This is a genomic window from Bacillus sp. CH_48, assembly GCF_038008465.1.
In the GTDB taxonomy this organism is placed as follows: Bacteria; Bacillota; Bacilli; order Bacillales; family Bacillaceae_G; genus Bacillus_A; species Bacillus_A thuringiensis_S.
The window spans coordinates 2,246,716-2,266,934 of sequence record NZ_JBBOZF010000001.1; the positions used below are offsets into that span (position 1 = coordinate 2,246,716).

The window sequence follows — 20,219 nt, forward strand, 5'->3', positions numbered from 1 at the left end:
AAGTATATTGTGAAAATAATGGATAATACATGGAAATCTCATAGCATGATAAGGTAAAATGGACAACATGATGAGAAAATTACCGTTCATAAGATGAGGAGAATACATGTATGGAAGTTGTAGAGGCATTAAAAGATATAAGCCAAATTGAGGCTATGAAAAAATATTTAAAAGAGCACTCCCAGCGAGACTATCTTTTATTTGTTATTGGAATTAACACAGGATTAAAAATTACAGAACTACTTGGCATGAAATTTGAAGATGTATTAAATGAAGACGGGACTGTTAAAGAGTTTTATTCTCTTCCTGTGAAAGATGAAAAATTTAAACAAGATATTTATTTAAATACAAAAGTAAAAGAAGCGCTTTTAGATTACGTACAATCTATTGGCGTTAAAAGAGAAAATTACGTATTTCAATCTAATAAAACGCCAAATTCAATTACGCGCCAACAAGCGTATCGTGTAATTCATAATGCTGCAGAAGCAGTTGGAGTTGTTGGTAAGATCGGAACGAATTCAATGCGAAAAACGTTTGGATTTCATGCGTACAAAAGAGGGATAGCGATTGCGCTATTGCAAAAACATTTTCATCACGCGACTCCATCAGAGACGCTAAAGTATTTAGGTATCTCAAAGGATGAGACCTTTAAAACGGAGATTGATGTCGATTTATAAAAGCCGTAACTAAAAAAATTAGGAGGCGGAAAATATGAATATTAGAGAGAGTGAACTGCCAGGTATTGGATGTAAGTTTGAAGTGATTACAAAAGGTAATGAAAAGATGGTTATCGTTATTCATGATGATGGCCGAAGAGAAATGTACCATTTTGATGCTGATCATGAGGAGAGTATTTCAAGCGTCTCTCTTCGTGATTCTGAAGCGAGACAAATTGCAGCTATATTGGGCGGAATGGTGTATAGGCCACAAGCTTTAGATACGATTGAAATGGCCTTTGAAGGATTATCAATTGAGTGGTTTAAGGTGGAAAATAATGCACCAGTCGTACAAAAAACAATTGGTAGTTTACATGTCCGAAACACATATAATGTAACGATTATTGCCATTTTGAAAAAGAATATGAAGAAGTTCTTTAATCCAGGCCCAGATTCTATCATTGAAGCTGGCGATATGCTTGTATTATCAGGTGAAAGACATGAAGTAAAAAGAATTATTAATGAGTTGCTTTCAGTAGGAGGGGATTCATAATCGATGGATACTTTAATCTTTGAAGTTGGGACTGCGTTAGTATTAGTCGCTTTTGCAGCTATTCTCGCTGCAAAGTTAAAGTTCTCGATTATTCCGTTTCTCATTATACTCGGTATGCTAGTGGGGCCTCATGCCCCAGATTTAGGGCTTATCGATTTAAGATTTATTGAAAGCGGAGAAGTTATTTCCTTCCTTGGCCGTGTTGGCGTTATATTCCTCTTATTCTATTTAGGCTTAGAATTCTCAATTAAAAAATTAATTAAATCAGGAAAATCAATTGCTTTTGGGGGAACTGTTCATATATCGCTTAATTTTATATTAGGTTTACTTTACGGATATATAATGGGTTTCCCCTTATTAGAAACATTAATTATTGCTGGGATCATAACAATTTCATCGAGTGCAATTGTTGCGAAAGTAATTGTTGATTTAAGAAGATCTGGTAATAAAGAGACGGAACTAATTTTAGGAATCATTATGTTTGACGATATCTTTTTAGCGGTATATTTATCAGTCGTTTCAGGATTAGTACTCGGAGGGGCAACGTCATTTGTAGGTGCTCTCACATCCATTTTAATCGCAGTAGGGTATATGTTACTATTCTTTGTAGTTGCTAGAAAAGCTACAAGGCTTTTAAATAAAATGTTAGATATTTCGTCCAATGAAATTTTTATTATTGTAATATTCGCTATTTTGTTCTTTGTAGCAGGATTTTCAGAAACGATTCATGTTGCAGAGGCGATTGGAGCATTATTACTAGGACTCGTCTTTTCAGAAACGGAGCATAGTGATCGAATTAAACAGCTCGTTGTTCCGTTTCGTGATTTCTTTGGAGCTATATTCTTTTTCAGCTTCGGTTTAAGTATAGATCCATTTTCACTTGGAGGAGCAGTGTGGTTGGCATTAGGAGCAGTTTTTATTACTCTTATCGGTAATTTTACCGCTGGAATGGTTGCGGGGCGTAAAGCGGGATTATCGCATAAGGCTTCTACGAATATTGGTTTAACACTTGTATCACGCGGAGAGTTTTCCATTATCGTCGCGAATATTGGAATTGCGGGCGGCTTAATGGCAACGATTAAACCATTCTCAGCCCTGTATGTTTTAATATTGGCATCGTTAGGACCTTTGTTAACGAAAGAATCTGGGAGAATATATTCCGTATTAGATAAAATATTTAAATGGAGCGCTAAAGAACGTGCGAAGCGAGAAAAAGAAGTTGGATAATATAAATAAGGGGAGACTGTATGAAGTTCATACAGTCTCCCCTTATTTATATATTGTTACTGATGTCGTTTTTGTCGGTAAGTCAATATATTTTCAAACAGGGATCAGTATAATTTCATTTACCGATGAACCATTATCTGAATTTCATCAACTATTAATCAGTTGCCTTCCTATTTAAAAACGACTACAATTTTACTGTTATATATATGAACGAAAAAAATAGAATAGGAGGGGAAACTATGCCAAGGAAAGTATGGCTATTAGTAGCTGGGATGATTATTAATGTCACGGGTGCTTCTTTTTTATGGCCTTTTAATACAATTTATTTGCATGATCACCTAGGAAAATCTTTATCTGTGGCCGGAATGGTATTAATGATCAACTCGCTTACTGGTGTAATCGGAAACTTGCTCGGCGGTGTTTTATTTGATAAATGGGGCGGTTATAAATCAACTTTAGTAGGAATTGTTATTACACTTGTATCAATTTTAGGTCTTGTGTTCTTCCACGGTTGGCCGTTATATGTTGTGTGGCTAGCGTTAATCGGCTTCGGTTCTGGAATGGTCTTCCCATCGATGTATGCGATGGTTGGTACGGTTTGGCCAGAGGGCGGAAGACGGGCATTTAATGCGATGTACGTTGGACAAAATGTTGGTATTGCGATTGGAACAGCGTGTGGTGGATTAGTTGCATCATATCGTTTTGATTATATTTTCTTAGCGAATTTTATTTTATATTTTGTTTTCTTCTTAATTGCTTTTATTGGATTCCGTGGTATGGAAGACAAGAAAGAGCCAGGAGTGCAAAAGGAAATCGAAACGAAAAAAGGTTGGTCACTTACACCTGGATTTAAAGCACTTCTGATCGTGTGTGTAGCATATGCTTTATGCTGGGTTACATACGTACAGTGGCAAGGAGCGATTGCAACACATATGCAAGAATTGAATATTAGCCTTCGTCATTATAGTTTATTATGGACGATAAATGGAGCTATGATTGTTTGTGCGCAGCCACTTGTTAGTATGCTAATTCGCTGGATGAAGCGTTCTTTAAAACAGCAAATTATGATTGGAATCTTCATTTTTGCGGCGTCATTCATTGTGTTAAGTCAAGCGCAGCAATTTACGATGTTCCTCGTTGCGATGGTAACATTAACAATCGGTGAATTATTTGTGTGGCCAGCAGTTCCGACGATTGCAAATATACTTGCACCAAAAGATAAACTAGGTTTTTATCAAGGTGTTGTAAATAGCGCGGCGACTGTAGGGAAAATGTTTGGGCCGGTCGTTGGCGGAGCGATTGTTGATTTATACAATATGGAAGTATTGTTTATAGCAATCATGGTAATGCTTGTAGTAGCGCTTATAGCAACGAGCATGTATGATAAACGAGTAAAAGTAGAAGAAACAGTTGAAGAAAAAATTGCAGTTTAGTTTGACGGAACATGTAACATGTTTTAGAATATATTTAAATAAAACAACCTTTAGAACAAGGGAGATAGCTCGGCTGTCTTAAGACGAATTCGTTAGTTATTAAAAGTAACGATTAACCGAGAAGCCCCGCTTTAAGTAAGCTTTTTAGAGATACTAAGTGGAGGGTAGTTCACATTAACTCATATGTGTAATAACAGTGAGAAGGAGTAGTAGTAATAGAAGCTGGTTTAGAGAGTTGACGGTCGGTGCAAGTCAATCCACGTTTCGTTATGAACTCGCCTTTGAGTTGCAGTTGTGAAACTAATAGTAGCAATTGCCGTTAATCCACGTTACGGATCTAAGCGAATGTATATTTTTACATTAATTTAGGGTGGTACCGCGGGAATCTATAACCTCTCGTCCCTTTCTAGGGATGAGAGGTTTTTTGTATTTTGGGCGGTGAAAATAAATAGAATTTCAAGGAGGGTATCTCATGAGCTTTAATCATCAAGATATTGAGAAGAAGTGGCAAGGGTACTGGGAAGAGAATAAAACATTCCGTACGCCAGATGAGACAGAAAAACCAAAATTTTATGCACTAGATATGTTCCCATATCCATCAGGTGCAGGCCTACACGTAGGACATCCAGAAGGTTATACAGCGACAGATATTTTATCTCGTATGAAGCGTATGCAAGGGTATAACGTTCTTCATCCAATGGGATGGGATGCATTTGGTCTTCCAGCAGAGCAATATGCACTTGATACTGGAAATAGCCCAGCTGAATTTACAGAGCATAATATTAATACGTTCCGTAACCAAATTAAATCACTAGGTTTCTCTTATGATTGGGACCGTGAAGTAAATACAACAGATCCAAACTACTATAAGTGGACACAATGGATCTTCTTAAAACTATTTGAAAAAGGCTTAGCTTACGTTGATGAAGTACCTGTAAACTGGTGTCCAGCACTTGGTACAGTACTTGCAAATGAAGAAATCATTGACGGTAAGAGTGAGCGTGGTGGACATCCAGTTGAGCGTCGTCCGATGAGACAGTGGATGTTAAAAATTACAGCTTACGGAGATCGTCTATTAGAAGATCTAGATGAGCTTGATTGGCCAGAAAGCTTAAAAGATATGCAACGTAACTGGATCGGTCGTTCTGAAGGTGCAGAAGTACACTTCAATATCGATGGTACAGACGAGAAGTTCACAGTATTCACAACGCGCCCTGATACACTATTTGGTGCAACATACTGTGTACTAGCTCCGGAACATGCACTTGTTGCAGAAATTACAACAGCAGAACAAAAAGAAGCGGTAGAAGCTTACATTAACGCTGTAAAAATGAAGAGTGACCTAGAGCGTACAGAACTTGCGAAAGAGAAAACTGGTGTATTCACTGGTGCTTACGCAGTTAACCCAGTAAACGGTGAGAAATTACCAATCTGGATTGCTGACTATGTTCTTGCAACTTACGGAACAGGTGCCGTAATGGCAGTTCCAGCTCATGATGAGCGTGACTATGAATTCGCATCAGTATTCAATCTTCCGATGAAGGAAGTTGTAAAAGGCGGAGATATTACGAAAGAAGTGTACACAGGTGATGGTGCACACGTAAACTCAGCATTCCTTGATGGATTAAATAAAGAAGAAGCAATCGCAAAAATGATTGAATGGCTTGAAGTAACGAGCGCAGGAAATCAAAAAGTAACGTACCGTCTGCGTGACTGGTTATTCAGCCGTCAACGTTACTGGGGTGAGCCAATTCCGGTAATTCACTGGGAAGATGGGACAATGACAGCTGTGAAGGAAGAAGAATTACCATTAGTTCTTCCGAAAACAGAAAACATCCGTCCTTCAGGTACAGGTGAATCACCACTTGCTAACATTGACGAGTGGGTAAATGTTGTTGATCCTGAGACTGGTAAAAAAGGTCGTCGTGAAACAAATACAATGCCACAATGGGCTGGTAGCTGCTGGTATTACCTACGTTACATCGATCCAAACAATAGCGAAGCACTTGTAGATCCTGAAAAAGTAAAACAATGGCTTCCAGTTGATATTTATATCGGCGGAGCAGAGCATGCTGTACTTCACCTACTATATGCTCGTTTCTGGCATAAAGTATTATACGATATCGGTGTAGTTCCAACGAAAGAGCCGTTCCAACAATTATTCAACCAAGGTATGATTTTAGGTGAAAACAACGAGAAAATGAGTAAATCAAAAGGTAACGTTGTAAACCCTGATGATATCGTAGCAAGCCACGGTGCAGATACACTTCGTCTATACGAAATGTTCATGGGACCATTAGATGCTTCAATCGCTTGGTCTGAAAATGGTCTTGACGGAGCTCGTCGTTTCCTAGACCGCGTATGGCGTCTATTCGTTCAAGATAACGGTGAATTAAGTGAGAAAATTACTGACGCACCAAATAAAGAGCTTGAAAAAGCTTACCACCAAACAGTGAAGAAAGTAACAGAAGACTATGCAGAGCTTCGCTTCAACACAGCGATTTCTCAAATGATGGTATTCATCAATGATGCATACAAAGCTGAAACACTTCCGAAAGAATATGTAGAAGGTTTCGTAAAAATGATCGCACCAGTTGCACCTCACATCGGGGAAGAGCTATGGAGCAAACTTGGATATAATGAAACAATCACATATGCAAGCTGGCCAATATTTGATGAGTCTAAACTTGTAGAAGATGAAGTTGAAATCGTTGTTCAAGTTATGGGTAAAGTTCGCGCAAAACTAACAATGAGTAAAGACGCATCAAAAGAAGAAATGGAACAACTTGCACTTGAAGCAATTCAAGACCAAATTGAAGGGAAAACAGTTCGTAAAGTAATTGTTGTTCCTGGAAAACTTGTTAACGTTGTTGCAAACTAATTCATTCTAAATAAAAGCTCAGAGCATTTATGCTCTGAGCTTTTTTGTGTAGAAAATAATCTCTGGATCACTTTAGTCTAAGTTTTCAATTATTCCACTACGTATAAATAAAAGAGCGGAATTCCCATACAGACAAACACCTATTTTTCTATAGGAAATATGATAAAAAAGGTAGGCTAAATTGAGTAGAAGAGGTGAAAGGAATGAAAGGGATGGACAATAATGCACCACATGGCTTCTTCGGAGGTGAATCGGATAGTTATGAACAAATGATGTTAATGGGAGGGGCTGGCCAACAAGGATACGGTGGAATTCCGAGCTGGATGGGTGGAGCAGCAGGAGGGTTCCAAACATCGGTAGCTGGCATGCAAACTGGAATGCCTACATCAATGGGGGGCTTTTCGACATCAGGGGGTGGAATGCCTACAGTAACAGGAGGATTTCCGACATCAGTAGCTGGCGTACAGACAGGATTTCCAGTAGGAGCACCAACTACATTTCCTTCTTTCGTTGGAGGAGTGCAGACAGGATTCCCGGTACCGGGAGTGGGTGTTGTAGCTGGAGGAATAGGTGGGTATCCGCAAGTTGTTCACGGTCATCATGGACATCACCATCATCAAGGCCAACATGGTCATCATGGACACCATCATCACCAAGGTCACCACGGTCATCATGGACATCATCATCACCAAGGTCACCACGGTCATCATGGACATCATCATCACCAAGGTCACCACGGTCATCATGGACATCATCATCACCAAGGTCACCACGGTCATCATGGACACCATCATGACCAAGGTCACCACGGTCATCAACAACAAGTACATCACCAAGGTCACCACCACATTCATCCGCAAGCTGTTCTTTATCAAACTCACCAAGGCCATCAAGGTCACCACGGTCACCAAGGTCACCAAGGTCACCAAGGTCACCACGGTCACCACGGTCACCAAGGTCACCAAGGTCACCAAGGTCACCAAGGTCACCACGATCAACACGGTCAACACGGTCATCAAGGCCAACATGGTCAACAGCACCAACAGCACCAACAGCACCAACAATACCAACAATATCAACAGCAACAATCTTCTCCTTGGGCAGGTGGAATTGGAGCAGGAGCAGCAGGGGCAGCGGCAGGAGCAGCTAGCATTAGTGGAGCAGCAGGACACGCGGGACACGTGGGTCATTAATGAATTGCAGAAAAAAGACATAATAAAAAACTGCTAGGAAATCCTAGCAGTTTTTTTCAGCTTCTTTGCGCTGACGTTCGATTTCAGCACGAAGTTGTGGTTCTGGTGCTTGCCAGCCTTCTGGTTTTAGAATTTTGCCGTCGCCTTCACGGAATCGGGGTTTTCCATCAGGGAATAGTTTTGCCATGTTTGCGTTATTTACAATTTCGAACCCTTTATCAGGACGTACGCCCATTTCGGCAAACGTTCCGAATGCAAAGTAAATAAGGTCAATCAGTGCATCGTATTGATCTTCAACAGTCGTTGCTTCTAGAAATTCTTCTAGCTCTTCTTGCATAAAACTTGCACGAATTTTTGCACGCTCTTCTGTTAGTTTTGTTGGAGTATTTGTCACAGGATGTCCGAACTCTTCATGCATTTTTGCAACAAGTTCGAATCCTTTATCTAAACCTTTTTCGTTTGCCATGTTGTTTCATCCTTTCTCGTTTTCTGCCGAATTTCATTGTAACATAAGGTGATTATGAAATGAAAAGAACATCTTATCGAAATAAGATGTTCGCTTGTTATTCTTCTTTTTTTATTAAAAGGGATAAAATAAGATCGATGCCAAAAATACCGACGAGTAACATTGGTATAACGACAAGTAAATAACGTGTGAAGGAAACATTTTTTAAGTATGTATGAGCAAATAAAAAGACACCGAGAAATAAAATACCATTTAAAATAGGCTTTACTAATTTTTTAGACATAAGTTCCCCCATAAATATCTTCTCTCTCTATTTGATAATAAAAAACTCCTCTCTCCGTTGTATCATGCTGGAGAGAGGAGTTCAATCATTTCTCATTCAATGACACCAGAATTTGTAATATTTACGGTGTATTTTATATGAACCGGAACATCTTTATACATTTGTCTCCATTCTTCTAATTTGAATGGGCGATAATGTTGTCTATATTTTGCTCCTAGTGCAAGAGGATCAACATTTAGAGATTTAAACTGTTTAATTAGTTTTGTAGCTTTTGCATCTAATTGTTTTTCGATTGATTTGGCTATTTTTGTTGTATTTTTTTTGTTTTCTAAATTAAATTTTCTAGAAAGCTCCTGAATACGAGCATCCATCTTAACGTGAATATAGAAAGAAGGTTTCCCATCTTTTATGTTTACTTCGTAGGTAGGAACGGAACGAATGTTATTAATCATTGCATAGCCAGGATTTGTTTTAAATTCATGTGAGTCCAAGCGGTGCTTTTCTAGCAGTCCTTTGAAAACAAACATATCGTGATACTTAATTGTTCCGACCAACTTATCCTTTTTCAAAAGACCAATACCAGTAATTTTTATTTTATCTCCATGTTTTTTTAGGATAGGCATATAAGAATCTTGTCCTTCACGGTAGTACCTGAAGGCACCTAAATATAAATTGTCAGTTGGCAATGGCCCAGTGTCCATATTATGTTCTAACATTTTTTTTATATAAATCGCAACATTGTAAGAGGTACTATATTTTCCTTTAAATAGTTCAGTACCACTGCCTTCTAATAGTCCAACATACAGTGAGTTACCAATATTCACATCACGAATTAATGTGTCAAAGGAAGTTGATAATCCTTTTTTAGCAATCTTTGTTGTGAATAAGGCAACACGCATTTGCCCGCTTGCGAACGGTTGCGAAGATTCCAAAGATGTATCTGCCTTTACTTGTTTTACTGCGTTTCCTGTTCCTTCATAAACTTGAACTTTATTTCCCTTTTTTTGTATGGGACAAACAAATGTAACTTTTACTTTATTATCTTTTGCTGTATCGAAGGCAGCTCCTTGAATGAGCTGAACATCATCAATAATATTTTTTTGTAAACAACCAGTTAGACTGAAGACACTGATGCAAATAAGAAGTATTAATTTTCTTTTGGTTTTTTCCATTTTTTTTTCACCCACACAATAATAAATAGAATTGGGATGTATACATATATAAGCCAAAAACTAACTTTAGATGTATTGCTAATAAAATCATTAATATCATGCCTATTTGTTAAAAGTTGTGAAACAACTAAGGTGATAAGCATAAATGCAATTAAAATACCTCGTTGTTTTACACGAAAGATTTCATGTGTTCCTCGAGTAGCGGCCCATAAAGGTAGAATAAAGCTTGTAATAATAACGAGAGCATAACCGGAAATAGCAATATACTCAAGTCGCTCGATAAAAGGAAGCTTAATAACTTGTGTCATGGACAGTTGAGACCAAATTGTTTTGAGTAGTTGTTTTTCGCTAAAGAATGTAAAAGCGAGAATGGTACTAAATAAATATAAGAAGTTAGAGAATAATGCACCATATTGTGCAAATTTATGGGATTTTTCTGGTTCTTTAACAAACGGATAAACCATAAGGAAAATTTCAAATCCTGTCATACTATAAATGGATAGTTGAGCTGCTTTCAAAATATCTGTAAAAGAATGTGAAAACATTGGAAGTAAATTATCCCAATGTGAGAATTTCAAAATGAAAAGACTTAGAAAAAGATAACCTAATGTTCCACCAACGGAAATAACACAAATTCCTGTAATGACGCGGAATCCTGATGAAATAATGTAATAACTTATTAAACATAAAAAGAAAGTGAGCATCCAGGTGGATGCGCTAGGAAACATCCACACTTGAATAATTTCGACATAGGTTCGAACGACAGAAATACTTACAATAAAAAAATAAGCCATAAAGATGAGACTAATACCATTTCCAATCCATTTTCCAAAAATCTGTTTGTGTAAATCAATTAAGTTTCCTTCTGTATTTTTGAATGAATAATACATCATCCAGATGAGAATATGAATGATAATTCCTGTGAGGAGAACTCCTATCCAGCCGTCGTATCCGGCGGCTTTTGCTATAATTCGAGCGAAGCCGAGAACGCCAGCTCCAAATTGTGCACCGTGAATTAAGAAGAAAACAAAGATAGGAGATATTTGATATTTTTCTTGAACTTTACTCATCAATGCACCTCATTTCTTAATCATCAAAGTCCGATCTATGTTTTGTTGAAATCCCTTTTGCTGATTTTTTTACATGTTGTGGTCTTGCTTGTACATCTCTTGTATCAATCATTGTTAAAGGAAAACGAATCCAAGAGTCCTTAACGGATTGTTGTCTTGTCGGATAAAACAAAGCGTACGGCTTACGTAAGGAAGTAAGCCTGAATAGATGAGTAAATAAGAAGATAAATCCAAGAGAAATCCCGAACAATCCGCCTATTTCTGCAAACATAAGAAAAGGAAAGCGTAGTAATCGAACAGCGTTACCCATTTTATAAATAGGTGTAATAAAAGAAGCGAGTGCTGATAGTGCAACGATAATTAATAAAATGTTACTCGTTAACCCAGCTTGTACAGATGCTTGCCCGATTACGATACCGCCCACAATACCGAGTGTTTGCCCCACTTTCATCGGTAACCGTGCGCCGGCTTCTCTTAATAAATCAATAACTAATTCCAAAAACAGTGCTTCAATTAAAGGTGGGAATGGAACTTGCGCTCGAGATAAAATCAATGTTTCCAGCAAATCGCTTGGAATTAGTTCATAATGATAATTTAAAACGGCAACATATAATGGAGCTGCACAAATCGAGAAAAGGACAGCGATAAGTCGTAAAACTCTTGAAAATGTTGCATATAGCCAAGAGACATTATAATCTTCTGGTGAAATAAAGAAATCGAAATATGATACGGGCGTTAATAGAACATTTGGTGAACCATCAACAAAAATTGCAATTTTCCCATCAATTAGTGCTTTTGTAACTCTATCAGTGCGCTCTGTATTGATATAGAGAGGAAAAATCGATTTTTCACCCATTAATTCTTGTAAATAAGCACTATCATTAATTTGATCATATTCAAGAGCGCGTAATGACTCTTCTAGAAAATCTACATTATCTTTTTCAGCGAGGTTGTCTAAATACATCATGACAACTTTTGTTTTGGAAAACTCGCCGATAATCATTTCTTTTGTTTGTAAATCTAAAACAGGAAGACGTTTTCGAACTAAATTAATGTTTGTATCAATATCCTCTACAAAACCTTCTTGCGGACCAATAACAGTTGATTCGTTTAAAGGAGGGGTTGGTGCACGATAATTATCAATTGCAATGTTTGCAAGCATACACTTTTGATCTTGCTGATTCAATTGAATAATCGCATGCCCCTTTAAAACCATATCCTCAATTTTTTGTAAATCGTTCGTAATTGTAATGCCGCTCATCGGAATATGTTCTTTTAGTTGTTCTAGAGAAGCACAGGGTTTCTCTAAAAGAGTGGGCATTAAATATTTCTGTAATTTCTCTCCATCAAGTGAAGGGCGATAGTAAGAAATCCAATAAGGCATCGTTTCATCGTCAGATGTATGGTAATTAATAAAATCACTAGACTTTTTAAGTTTCTCTATTAAATCTTGTAGAGAATGAATACGGTCTTTTTCTGGTTTGGTAAAGTCATAAATACTATTACCTCCAGAGCTTTGTTGCTTACTTTGAGAAGAATCATCTTGTTTAGAGCTTTGTTGTTTATTCTGAGAAGAATCATTTTGTTTAGAGCTTTGTTGCTTACTTTGAGAAGAATCATCTTGCTTAGAGTTTTGCTGTTTATCTTGAGAAGAATCATCTTGCTTAGAGTTTTGCTGTTTCTCTTGAGAAGAGTCATCTTGCTTAGAGTTTTGCTGTTTCTCTTGAGAAGAGTCATCTTGCTTAGAGTTTTGCTGTTTCTCTTGAGAAGAGTCATCTTGCTTAGAGTTTTGTTGTTTCTCCTGAGAAGAGTCATCTTGCTTAGAGTTTTGTTGTTTCTCCTGAGAAGAGTCATCTTGCTTAGAGTTTTGCTGTTTCTCTTGAGAAGAGTCATCTTGCTTAGAGTTTTGCTGTTTATCTTGAGAAGAATCATCTTGCTTAGAGTTTAGTTGTTTCTCCTGAGAAGGGTCATCTTGCTTAGAGTTTTGCTGTTTCTCTTGAGAAGAGTCATCTTGCTTAGAGTTTTGCTGTTTCTCTTGAGAAGAGTCATCTTGCTTAGAGTTTAGTTGTTTCTCCTGAGAAGAGTCATCTTGCTTAGAGTTTAGTTGTTTCTCCTGAGAAGAGTCATCTTGCTTAGAGTTTTGCTGTTTCTCTTGAGAAGAATCATCTTGCTTAGAGTTTTGCTGTTTCTCTTGAGAAGAGTCATCTTGCTTAGAGTTTTGCTGTTTCTCTTGAGAAGAGTCATCTTGCTTAGAGTTTAGTTGTTTCTCCTGAGAAGAGTCATCTTGCTCGTTATTTTTACCTTTAGTATGTTTCATACTTCTAGTCTGTTCTTTGTTATCGTCATCTGGATTGTTAGACTGCTGCTCCCAGTTATCGGCTTCTTTTGCCTCTGTTGTATTTGATTTTTTTTTCTTACGAAACCAATTCCAAATCATATGTATGCCCTCTTTAATTGTGTAATATAGTGCTATTTTGTGGCTAATTTTGTATATTATTCATTTATTTATGAAAAGAAGGAGGAGATTGGTTTACATAGAAAAAAACCTTTAGTAAGCAGTTCATACTATAACGGGGAGAGGGAGAGTCTGTGCAAATTGTAAAAAAGGAGAAGTTTGTTTTAAAAGAATTTACGTTTGAAAATGGTAGGGAAATTCCTGTTCAAATGGGGTACGAGACATATGGTACGTTAAATAGAGAAAGGTCAAATGCAATTTTGATTTGTCATTACTTTAGTGCAACAAGTCACGCAGCGGGGAAATATACAGTGCATGATGAGGAGCTTGGTTGGTGGGATGGGCTCATCGGACCTGGAAAAGCAATTGATACAAATAAGTATTTTGTTATATGTACAGATAATCTTTGTAATGTGCAGGTGAAGAATCCATATGTGATTACAACGGGACCGAAATCAATTAATACAGAAACTGGAGAAGAATATGCAATGGATTTTCCGGTTTTTACATTTCTTGATGTAGCTCGTATGCAATATGAGTTAATAAAAGGTATGGGAATTTCAAGGTTACACGCTGTAATCGGACCGTCGGCGGGGGGAATGATTGCACAACAATGGGCGGTTCACTATCCACATATGGTAGAGCGGATGATTGGTGTTATTACGAATCCACAAAATCCAATTATCACCTCAGTAAATGTAGCGCAAAATGCGATTGAAGCAATTCAACTAGATCCAAGTTGGAAAGATGGAAAATATGGAGAAGAGCAGCCGATAAAGGGGCTTTATTTAGCAAATAGAATGATGTTTATGAACGCGTTTGATGAGCATTTTTATGAAATGACATTTCCTCGTAATAGTATAGATATAGAACCTTATGAAAAGTTTTCTACATTAACATCATTTGAAAAAGAGATAAATAAAGCGACATATAGAAGTATAGAGTTAGTAGATGCAAATTCATGGATGTATACTGCGAAGGCGGTTTTATTGCATGATATTGCACATGGGTTTTCTTCACTAGAAGAATCTCTTTCTAACATAGAAGCGAATGTACTTATGATTCCGTGCAAACAAGATTTGCTTCAGCCGCCACGTTATAATTATAAAATGGTAGACATTTTGCAAAAACAAGGAAAATATGCGGAAGTGTATGAGATAGAAAGTATAAATGGGCATATGGCAGGAGCATTTGATATTCATTTATTTGAAAAGAAAGTTTATGAATTTTTAAATCGGAAAGTATCTAGTTTTGTGTAGGAAATAAATTATGTGAAAAAGGTGCAATATGTGTAGTAGGCACCTTTTTTTACATGATTTGTAGACGGAATATATATGTAGCGATTGCTATGCCGAAGAACGCTATACTAAGTAATAGAAATAAGAATGACATTTCTTGGGGAGATTTTATCTTTTTATTATTTTGCATACTAAGTGCAATAATTGCAGCGATTAAGAACACAATGCCCATAATGAAAAGAAAAAGCGACATTTTAATCGACTCCTTTCATAAAACAAGTATATTGAGGATACAATGTGCTAGTTATGTTTGTAAAGAATAAGTTTTGCGAGAAAATTGAGAAATAGCTTTTCGATTCTTTGCGTTCTTTCTTTTGCATGCTAAAATTGGTAGAGAATGTTTGTGGAAAAGAAACTAAAGGTTTTATTGTATATAAGGAGGAACTACATATGACAGAAGTTAAAACAATTACTACAGAAGAGGTACAAGTGCGTTTAGAAAATGGAGAAACGTTATTTCTAGTAGACGTAAGAGAAGATGAAGAAGTAGCGGCAGGAAAGATTCCAGAAGCTGTACATATTAAAATGGGCGATATCCCACATAAAGTAGACTTCTTTAATAAAGAGAATGAATATATCTTTATTTGTCGTTCAGGAATGCGCAGTGAAAATGTATGTCATTATTTAAATGAGCAAGGATTTAAAACAGTGAACATGGTTGGCGGTATGCTTCAATATGAAGGTGAAACGAAATAGTTAATAGTTAAAAACTTGAAACGAGTCTGTTTCAAGTTTTTTTCTTTTGCATACAGTATAAAAAAGGAGGAGGGGTAAATGGGGGTTAATTTGCGTAAAGTAAAAATTATTAATAATACAGGAGCTGTTAATGTTGGTGACTGTTATGATATCTCGCCTTTAGCTGTGGCGAAAGTATATGCAGGAGCTGGAGGATCGAGTGCGGCTATTTTTTTTAATGGAAAAAGACAGCCAGAAGCGGTGATTAGAACATCGGTATTTCTTCCGCCTTTGGCAACGAGTACACGTACGTTAGGTTCATAAAGGAAAGGTAGAGTGTAATTATGCCTGCGCATATAAAAGAGTTTGTTATTGTTAATAATACTGGGAATATATTTACAGGTGATAATTTGAGTGATACTTCATTTACTGCTACGAAATCGTATAGTGGTTCAATGGGGTGTACTTGGATTGATGTTGTTACAGTAATAGGGACAGAAACGAAGCTTTGTTTACAGCCGGGAGATTCGGTGACGACGACATATACAAGGGGCACCCCTGCTGGTACTGTAACAGGAACAAATATGGGGCAAAGTGTAAATACATCGGGTATAGCGCAAGCTGTCCCTAATACAGATAATATGGATTCAATTGCAGGACTCCCTTAAGGAATTAAGGGAGTTTTATTTATTTGAAATAAAAATAGTCTTGGAGATTATTTTTGTAAATAGATTAAGAAGAGGTTTATTTATTATGAAAAAGACGGTTTGTAGGTGGTGAAAGTGTGAAGAATCGTGATAATAAAGGGAAACAACAATCTAATTTTAGAATTCCACCAGAACTTATTGGTCCTACTTTTCCTCCTGTTCCAACTGGATTTACGGGTATAGGGATTACTGGTCCAACAGGTCCACAAGGTTCGACTGGACCGCAAGGACCGAGAGGATTTCAAGGTCCAATGGGAGAGATGGGTCCGACTGGACCTCAAGGTGTGCAAGGGATTCAAGGTCCAGTTGGACCAATAGGTGCAACTGGACCAGAAGGGCAGCAGGGAGCACAAGGATTGAGAGGACCACAAGGAGAAACTGGAGCGACAGGACCTCAAGGTGTGCAAGGGTTACAAGGTCCGATTGGTCCAACGGGAGCGACTGGGGCACAAGGTATACAAGGGGTACAGGGATTGCAAGGGCCAATTGGAGCGACAGGACCTGAGGGACCTCAAGGAATTCAAGGCGTCCAAGGGTTACCGGGTGCAACTGGTCCACAAGGAATACAAGGAGCACAAGGGATACAAGGAACACAAGGACCGAGTGGAAATACAGGTGCAACCGGAGCAACGGGTCAGGGGCTAACAGGTCCGACTGGAATAACAGGCCCAACTGGGATAACTGGACCATCTGGAGGACCTCCTGGCCCGACGGGGCCAACTGGTGCGACAGGTCCGGGTGGCGGACCGAGTGGGAGTACAGGTGCGACTGGAGCAACGGGGGATACTGGGGCTACAGGAAGTACAGGTGTAACAGGAGAAACGGGAACTACAGGTCCGACTGGAAGTACGGGAGCACAGGGCTTGCAAGGAATACAAGGTATTCAAGGGCCAATTGGCCCAACAGGTCCAGAAGGACCGCAGGGGATTCAAGGTATTCCTGGTCCGACAGGAATAACTGGTGAACAAGGAATCCAAGGGGTTCAGGGGATTCAAGGAGTAACAGGAGCAACAGGAGATCAAGGTCCACAAGGTATACAGGGGACTATAGGACCTCAAGGAGCGACAGGGGCAACAGGAGATCAAGGTCCACAAGGTATTCAAGGAGTACCAGGTCCATCAGGAGCAACAGGACCACAAGGTGTTCAAGGGATACAAGGTCCGATGGGTGATATAGGACCAACAGGTCCAGAAGGCCCAGAGGGACTTCAGGGCCCGCAAGGAATCCAAGGAGTACCAGGGCCAGCTGGAGCAACGGGTCCGGAGGGGCCGCAAGGGATACAAGGCATTCAAGGACCGGTAGGCGCAACAGGTCCAGAAGGTCCACAAGGAATACAGGGAATCCAAGGAGTGCAAGGGATAACGGGAGCAACAGGAGTACAAGGAGCAACTGGAATTCAAGGGATACAAGGGGAAATAGGAGCAACAGGTCCAGAGGGTCCCCAAGGAGTGCAAGGTGCTCAAGGGGCGATTGGTCCAACCGGTCCAATGGGGCCACAAGGAGTTCAAGGAATACAAGGCATTCAAGGAGCAACGGGAGCCCAAGGAGTGCAAGGTCCACAAGGAATTCAAGGAATACAAGGTCCTACGGGGGCCACAGGAGATACGGGAGCAACAGGGGCGACAGGGGAAGGAACTACAGGCCCAACTGGAATAACGGGAGCAACAGGGGTAACGGGACCTTCTGGAGGACCAGCAGGACCGTCCGGCCCAACAGGGCCATCAGGTCCGACGGGAGTAACTGGTCCATCGGGTGGACCACCTGGCCCGACAGGAGCAACTGGTGCGACAGGAGTAACAGGGGATACTGGTGCGACAGGCTCAACTGGAGTGACAGGAGCGACAGGAGAAACGGGAGCAACCGGAGTGACAGGGTTACAAGGTCCTCAAGGAATACAAGGTGTACAAGGAGATATTGGTCCAACTGGTCCGCAAGGGATACAAGGTCCGCAAGGGATACAAGGAGTAACTGGGGCGACAGGAGATCAAGGACCACAGGGAATCCAAGGCCCGCAAGGAATCCAAGGTCCAACCGGTCCCCAAGGAATTCAAGGGGAACAAGGCCCTCAAGGGATTCAAGGAGCAACCGGAGCCACGGGAGCACAAGGCCCACAGGGGATTCAAGGAATTCAAGGGATCCAAGGTCCGACCGGTCCTCAAGGCCCAACAGGAATACAAGGGGTACAAGGAGAGATAGGTCCAACCGGTCCTCAAGGTGTGCAAGGATTGCAAGGTCCCCAAGGTCCTACAGGGGACACAGGGGCAACGGGAGCGCAAGGTCCCCAAGGAGTTCAAGGGATACAAGGCCCAACGGGAGCTACAGGAGCAACAGGAGCGACAGGTCCACAAGGAATTCAAGGCCCGCAAGGAATCCAAGGCCCAACAGGGGCTACAGGAGCAACCGGTTCCCAAGGACCAACTGGAAATACAGGTCCAACAGGTTCCCAAGGAATCCAAGGTCCAACTGGTCCAACAGGAGCTGGAGCAACCGGAGCAACAGGAGCGACCGGGGCGACTGGAGTCAGTACAACTGCAACATATGCATTTGCGAATAATACATCAGGAAGTATTATTTCTGTTTTGTTAGGTGGCACGAATATTCCGTTACCAAACAATCAAAATATTGGACCAGGAATAACCGTTAGTGGTGGAAATACTGTATTTACAGTTGCGAATGCAGGAAACTATTATATAGCCTATACAATTAATTTAACGGCAGGATTACTTGTAAGTTCCCGTATAACTGTAAATGGCAGTCCGCTTGCGGGAACGATAAACTCTCCGGCAGTGGCTGCAGGTTCATTTAGTGCAACAATAATCGCTAACTTGCCTGCTGGAGCTGCAGTTAGTTTACAATTATTTGGAGTAATTGCGTTGGCTACATTATCTACGGCAACGCCAGGGGCTACTCTAACGATTATTAGATTAAGTTAATAAGCAGAAAACCTTGAAACTTTTATGTTTCAAGGTTTTTTTATCCTTGTATCTGGAAGTAAACCTCATTAACCAGGGGGAGTGGATACCCTCTAATTATTTAAAGTTTCACTTTATTCACTTGGGCAAAAACATCGCAGTCCGAAAATATATTATAATAGAATGAAAAGAAAGAAATTTGGCAGAAAGGGAGGGTGGCGATGCAGGAGATGGTTAAAGATTTTTTTGGACGCCCACTTCAAGATTTACGTATATCTGTCATTGATCGTTGCAATTTTAGATGTACATATTGTATGCCGGCGGAAATATTTGGGCCAGATTATGCTTTTTTGAAAGATGAGTTTTTACTAACTTTTGATGAAATTGAGCGTTTGGCAAAATTATTTGTTAACATCGGTGTACGAAAAATTAGAATTACTGGCGGTGAGCCACTGCTTCGTAAAGATTTAACAAAACTGATTGCACGTCTCGTGAAAATTGATGGGCTAATAGATATAGGGTTAACGACAAATGCTATCCATTTAACGAAACAAGCGAAGGCATTAAAAGAAGCTGGATTACATAGAGTGAATGTTAGTTTAGATGCGATAGATGACGACATATTTAGGAATATTAATGGTCGAAATATTAATACGAAACCGGTGATTAAGGGAATTATAGCAGCTAAAGAGACGGGGCTGGAAGTAAAGGTAAATATGGTTGTGAAAAAAGGGATGAACGATCATCAAGTACTTCCGATGGCTGCGTATTTTAAAGAGCAAGGAATCACGCTTAGGTTTATTGAGTTTATGGATGTTGGTAGTACAAATGGGTGGAATTTTGATCAAGTGGTTACAAAACGAGAATTGATTGAGATGATTCATAAGGTGTATCCGCTTGAGCCAGCTGAAGTCCATTACTTTGGTGAAGTTGCGAAGCGATATCGGTACGTTGGAACAAATGTTGAAGTTGGTTTTATTACATCTGTTTCTGAGTCATTTTGTGCCTCTTGTACGAGGGCAAGAATTTCGGCAGATGGAAAGTTTTATACGTGCTTATTTGCGACAGAGGGTTTGAATGTAAGAGAACTTCTTAGAGGAAATCTTTCGGATGAGGAGTTATTAAGTGTTATACAAGATGTATGGATGAATAGAAAAGATAGGTATTCGGATGAACGGACAGAAGAAAGTGCAAAAAATCGTCCGAAAATCGAAATGTCTTATATAGGAGGATAAGAA

Annotated in this window: 18 protein-coding genes and 1 other annotated feature; of the genes, 12 read left to right on the forward strand and 6 right to left on the reverse strand. The window is 39.4% G+C overall.

What is annotated here, in order from left to right:
* Positions 1–110 precede the first annotated feature (110 nt).
* The 6 genes from N2V92_RS11215 (at position 111) to N2V92_RS11240 (ending at position 7,943) form a co-directional block, all read left to right on the forward strand.
* Entirely contained in the window at positions 111–677 is a 567-nt protein-coding gene (locus N2V92_RS11215; protein ID WP_000454200.1) for a tyrosine-type recombinase/integrase, read from the forward strand.
* Between the two features lie 34 nt (positions 678–711).
* Complete coding sequence (locus tag N2V92_RS11220) at positions 712–1,209, forward strand: cation:proton antiporter regulatory subunit (protein ID WP_001026053.1); 498 nt, start codon at positions 712–714, stop codon at positions 1,207–1,209.
* A 3-nt stretch (positions 1,210–1,212) separates the two neighbouring features.
* Positions 1,213–2,436: a cation:proton antiporter gene (locus tag N2V92_RS11225; protein WP_170264980.1), complete on the forward strand. Its 1,224-nt coding sequence runs from the start codon at positions 1,213–1,215 to the stop codon at positions 2,434–2,436.
* A 239-nt stretch (positions 2,437–2,675) separates the two neighbouring features.
* A complete protein-coding gene (locus tag N2V92_RS11230; protein WP_001137549.1) occupies positions 2,676–3,869 on the forward strand; it encodes an MDR family MFS transporter in 1,194 nt (397 codons plus the stop codon).
* A gap of 187 nt (positions 3,870–4,056) precedes the next feature.
* Positions 4,057–4,276, forward strand: a binding site (T-box leader).
* A gap of 65 nt (positions 4,277–4,341) precedes the next feature.
* Complete coding sequence (gene leuS, locus N2V92_RS11235) at positions 4,342–6,750, forward strand: leucine--tRNA ligase (RefSeq protein WP_000009441.1); 2,409 nt, start codon at positions 4,342–4,344, stop codon at positions 6,748–6,750.
* 203 nt (positions 6,751–6,953) lie between these two features.
* Positions 6,954–7,943: a hypothetical protein gene (locus N2V92_RS11240; RefSeq protein WP_340864250.1), complete on the forward strand. Its 990-nt coding sequence runs from the start codon at positions 6,954–6,956 to the stop codon at positions 7,941–7,943.
* A gap of 43 nt (positions 7,944–7,986) precedes the next feature.
* Here the strand turns inward: N2V92_RS11240 and N2V92_RS11245 are convergent, their stop codons facing one another.
* The 5 genes from N2V92_RS11245 to N2V92_RS11265 form a co-directional block, all read right to left on the reverse strand.
* Positions 7,987–8,409, reverse strand: coding sequence for a hypothetical protein (locus N2V92_RS11245; RefSeq protein ID WP_016077189.1), 423 nt, complete (start codon positions 8,407–8,409; stop codon positions 7,987–7,989).
* A gap of 97 nt (positions 8,410–8,506) precedes the next feature.
* Positions 8,507–8,692, reverse strand: coding sequence for a hypothetical protein (locus N2V92_RS11250; protein ID WP_000038780.1), 186 nt, complete (start codon positions 8,690–8,692; stop codon positions 8,507–8,509).
* A gap of 92 nt (positions 8,693–8,784) precedes the next feature.
* On the reverse strand, positions 8,785–9,864 hold the full coding sequence (locus tag N2V92_RS11255; protein WP_000416067.1) for a Ger(x)C family spore germination protein: 1,080 nt from the start codon (positions 9,862–9,864) through the stop codon (positions 8,785–8,787).
* Positions 9,840–10,934 carry a spore germination protein gene (locus tag N2V92_RS11260; RefSeq protein ID WP_042595961.1) on the reverse strand — a complete coding sequence of 365 codons (1,095 nt, stop codon included), beginning with the start codon at positions 10,932–10,934 and terminating at the stop codon, positions 9,840–9,842. Before N2V92_RS11260 ends, N2V92_RS11255 begins: the two co-directional genes overlap by 25 nt.
* A gap of 16 nt (positions 10,935–10,950) precedes the next feature.
* A complete protein-coding gene (locus N2V92_RS11265; protein WP_080893266.1) occupies positions 10,951–13,371 on the reverse strand; it encodes a spore germination protein in 2,421 nt (806 codons plus the stop codon).
* Positions 13,372–13,523: 152 nt separating this feature from the next.
* Here N2V92_RS11265 and N2V92_RS11270 point away from each other — a divergent pair, with 152 nt between their 5' ends.
* Positions 13,524–14,648, forward strand: a complete 1,125-nt coding sequence (locus tag N2V92_RS11270) for an alpha/beta fold hydrolase (RefSeq protein WP_016077192.1) — start codon at positions 13,524–13,526, stop codon at positions 14,646–14,648.
* Positions 14,649–14,697: 49 nt separating this feature from the next.
* On the opposite strand, the gene N2V92_RS11275 is transcribed toward N2V92_RS11270, so the two are convergent.
* On the reverse strand, positions 14,698–14,880 hold the full coding sequence (locus N2V92_RS11275; protein WP_000051780.1) for a hypothetical protein: 183 nt from the start codon (positions 14,878–14,880) through the stop codon (positions 14,698–14,700).
* 197 nt (positions 14,881–15,077) lie between these two features.
* Here N2V92_RS11275 and N2V92_RS11280 point away from each other — a divergent pair, with 197 nt between their 5' ends.
* The 5 genes from N2V92_RS11280 to moaA all read left to right on the forward strand — a co-directional run bounded on the left by N2V92_RS11280 (position 15,078) and on the right by moaA (position 20,216).
* Positions 15,078–15,383: a rhodanese-like domain-containing protein gene (locus N2V92_RS11280; protein WP_000141224.1), complete on the forward strand. Its 306-nt coding sequence runs from the start codon at positions 15,078–15,080 to the stop codon at positions 15,381–15,383.
* A gap of 78 nt (positions 15,384–15,461) precedes the next feature.
* Entirely contained in the window at positions 15,462–15,686 is a 225-nt protein-coding gene (locus tag N2V92_RS11285) for a spore germination protein (RefSeq protein ID WP_016077193.1), read from the forward strand.
* Between the two features lie 20 nt (positions 15,687–15,706).
* The gene (locus N2V92_RS11290; protein WP_001110864.1) at positions 15,707–16,030 is read left to right on the forward strand and encodes a hypothetical protein; all 324 of its coding nucleotides are present in this window, start codon (positions 15,707–15,709) and stop codon (positions 16,028–16,030) included.
* Positions 16,031–16,146: 116 nt separating this feature from the next.
* A complete protein-coding gene (locus tag N2V92_RS11295; protein WP_016077194.1) occupies positions 16,147–19,002 on the forward strand; it encodes a BclA-related collagen-like exosporium protein in 2,856 nt (951 codons plus the stop codon).
* Between the two features lie 200 nt (positions 19,003–19,202).
* Entirely contained in the window at positions 19,203–20,216 is a 1,014-nt protein-coding gene (gene moaA, locus N2V92_RS11300; RefSeq protein WP_016077195.1) for a GTP 3',8-cyclase MoaA, read from the forward strand.
* The last annotated feature ends 3 nt before the right edge of the window (positions 20,217–20,219 follow it).

What these genes read in the sequence shown, in the direction of transcription:
- N2V92_RS11215 (WP_000454200.1), top strand. Translation starts at nt 111, where the DNA reads ATGGAAGTTGTAGAGGCATTAAAAGATATAAGCCAAATTGAGGCTATG.
- N2V92_RS11220 (WP_001026053.1), top strand. Translation starts at nt 712, where the DNA reads ATGAATATTAGAGAGAGTGAACTGCCAGGTATTGGATGTAAGTTTGAA.
- N2V92_RS11225 (WP_170264980.1), top strand. Translation starts at nt 1,213, where the DNA reads ATGGATACTTTAATCTTTGAAGTTGGGACTGCGTTAGTATTAGTCGCT.
- N2V92_RS11230 (WP_001137549.1), top strand. Translation starts at nt 2,676, where the DNA reads ATGCCAAGGAAAGTATGGCTATTAGTAGCTGGGATGATTATTAATGTC.
- leuS (WP_000009441.1), top strand. Translation starts at nt 4,342, where the DNA reads ATGAGCTTTAATCATCAAGATATTGAGAAGAAGTGGCAAGGGTACTGG.
- N2V92_RS11240 (WP_340864250.1), top strand. Translation starts at nt 6,954, where the DNA reads ATGAAAGGGATGGACAATAATGCACCACATGGCTTCTTCGGAGGTGAA.
- N2V92_RS11245 (WP_016077189.1), bottom strand. Translation starts at nt 8,409, where the DNA reads ATGGCAAACGAAAAAGGTTTAGATAAAGGATTCGAACTTGTTGCAAAA.
- N2V92_RS11250 (WP_000038780.1), bottom strand. Translation starts at nt 8,692, where the DNA reads ATGTCTAAAAAATTAGTAAAGCCTATTTTAAATGGTATTTTATTTCTC.
- N2V92_RS11255 (WP_000416067.1), bottom strand. Translation starts at nt 9,864, where the DNA reads ATGGAAAAAACCAAAAGAAAATTAATACTTCTTATTTGCATCAGTGTC.
- N2V92_RS11260 (WP_042595961.1), bottom strand. Translation starts at nt 10,934, where the DNA reads ATGAGTAAAGTTCAAGAAAAATATCAAATATCTCCTATCTTTGTTTTC.
- N2V92_RS11265 (WP_080893266.1), bottom strand. Translation starts at nt 13,371, where the DNA reads ATGATTTGGAATTGGTTTCGTAAGAAAAAAAAATCAAATACAACAGAG.
- N2V92_RS11275 (WP_000051780.1), bottom strand. Translation starts at nt 14,880, where the DNA reads ATGTCGCTTTTTCTTTTCATTATGGGCATTGTGTTCTTAATCGCTGCA.
- N2V92_RS11280 (WP_000141224.1), top strand. Translation starts at nt 15,078, where the DNA reads ATGACAGAAGTTAAAACAATTACTACAGAAGAGGTACAAGTGCGTTTA.
- N2V92_RS11285 (WP_016077193.1), top strand. Translation starts at nt 15,462, where the DNA reads ATGGGGGTTAATTTGCGTAAAGTAAAAATTATTAATAATACAGGAGCT.
- N2V92_RS11290 (WP_001110864.1), top strand. Translation starts at nt 15,707, where the DNA reads ATGCCTGCGCATATAAAAGAGTTTGTTATTGTTAATAATACTGGGAAT.
- moaA (WP_016077195.1), top strand. Translation starts at nt 19,203, where the DNA reads ATGCAGGAGATGGTTAAAGATTTTTTTGGACGCCCACTTCAAGATTTA.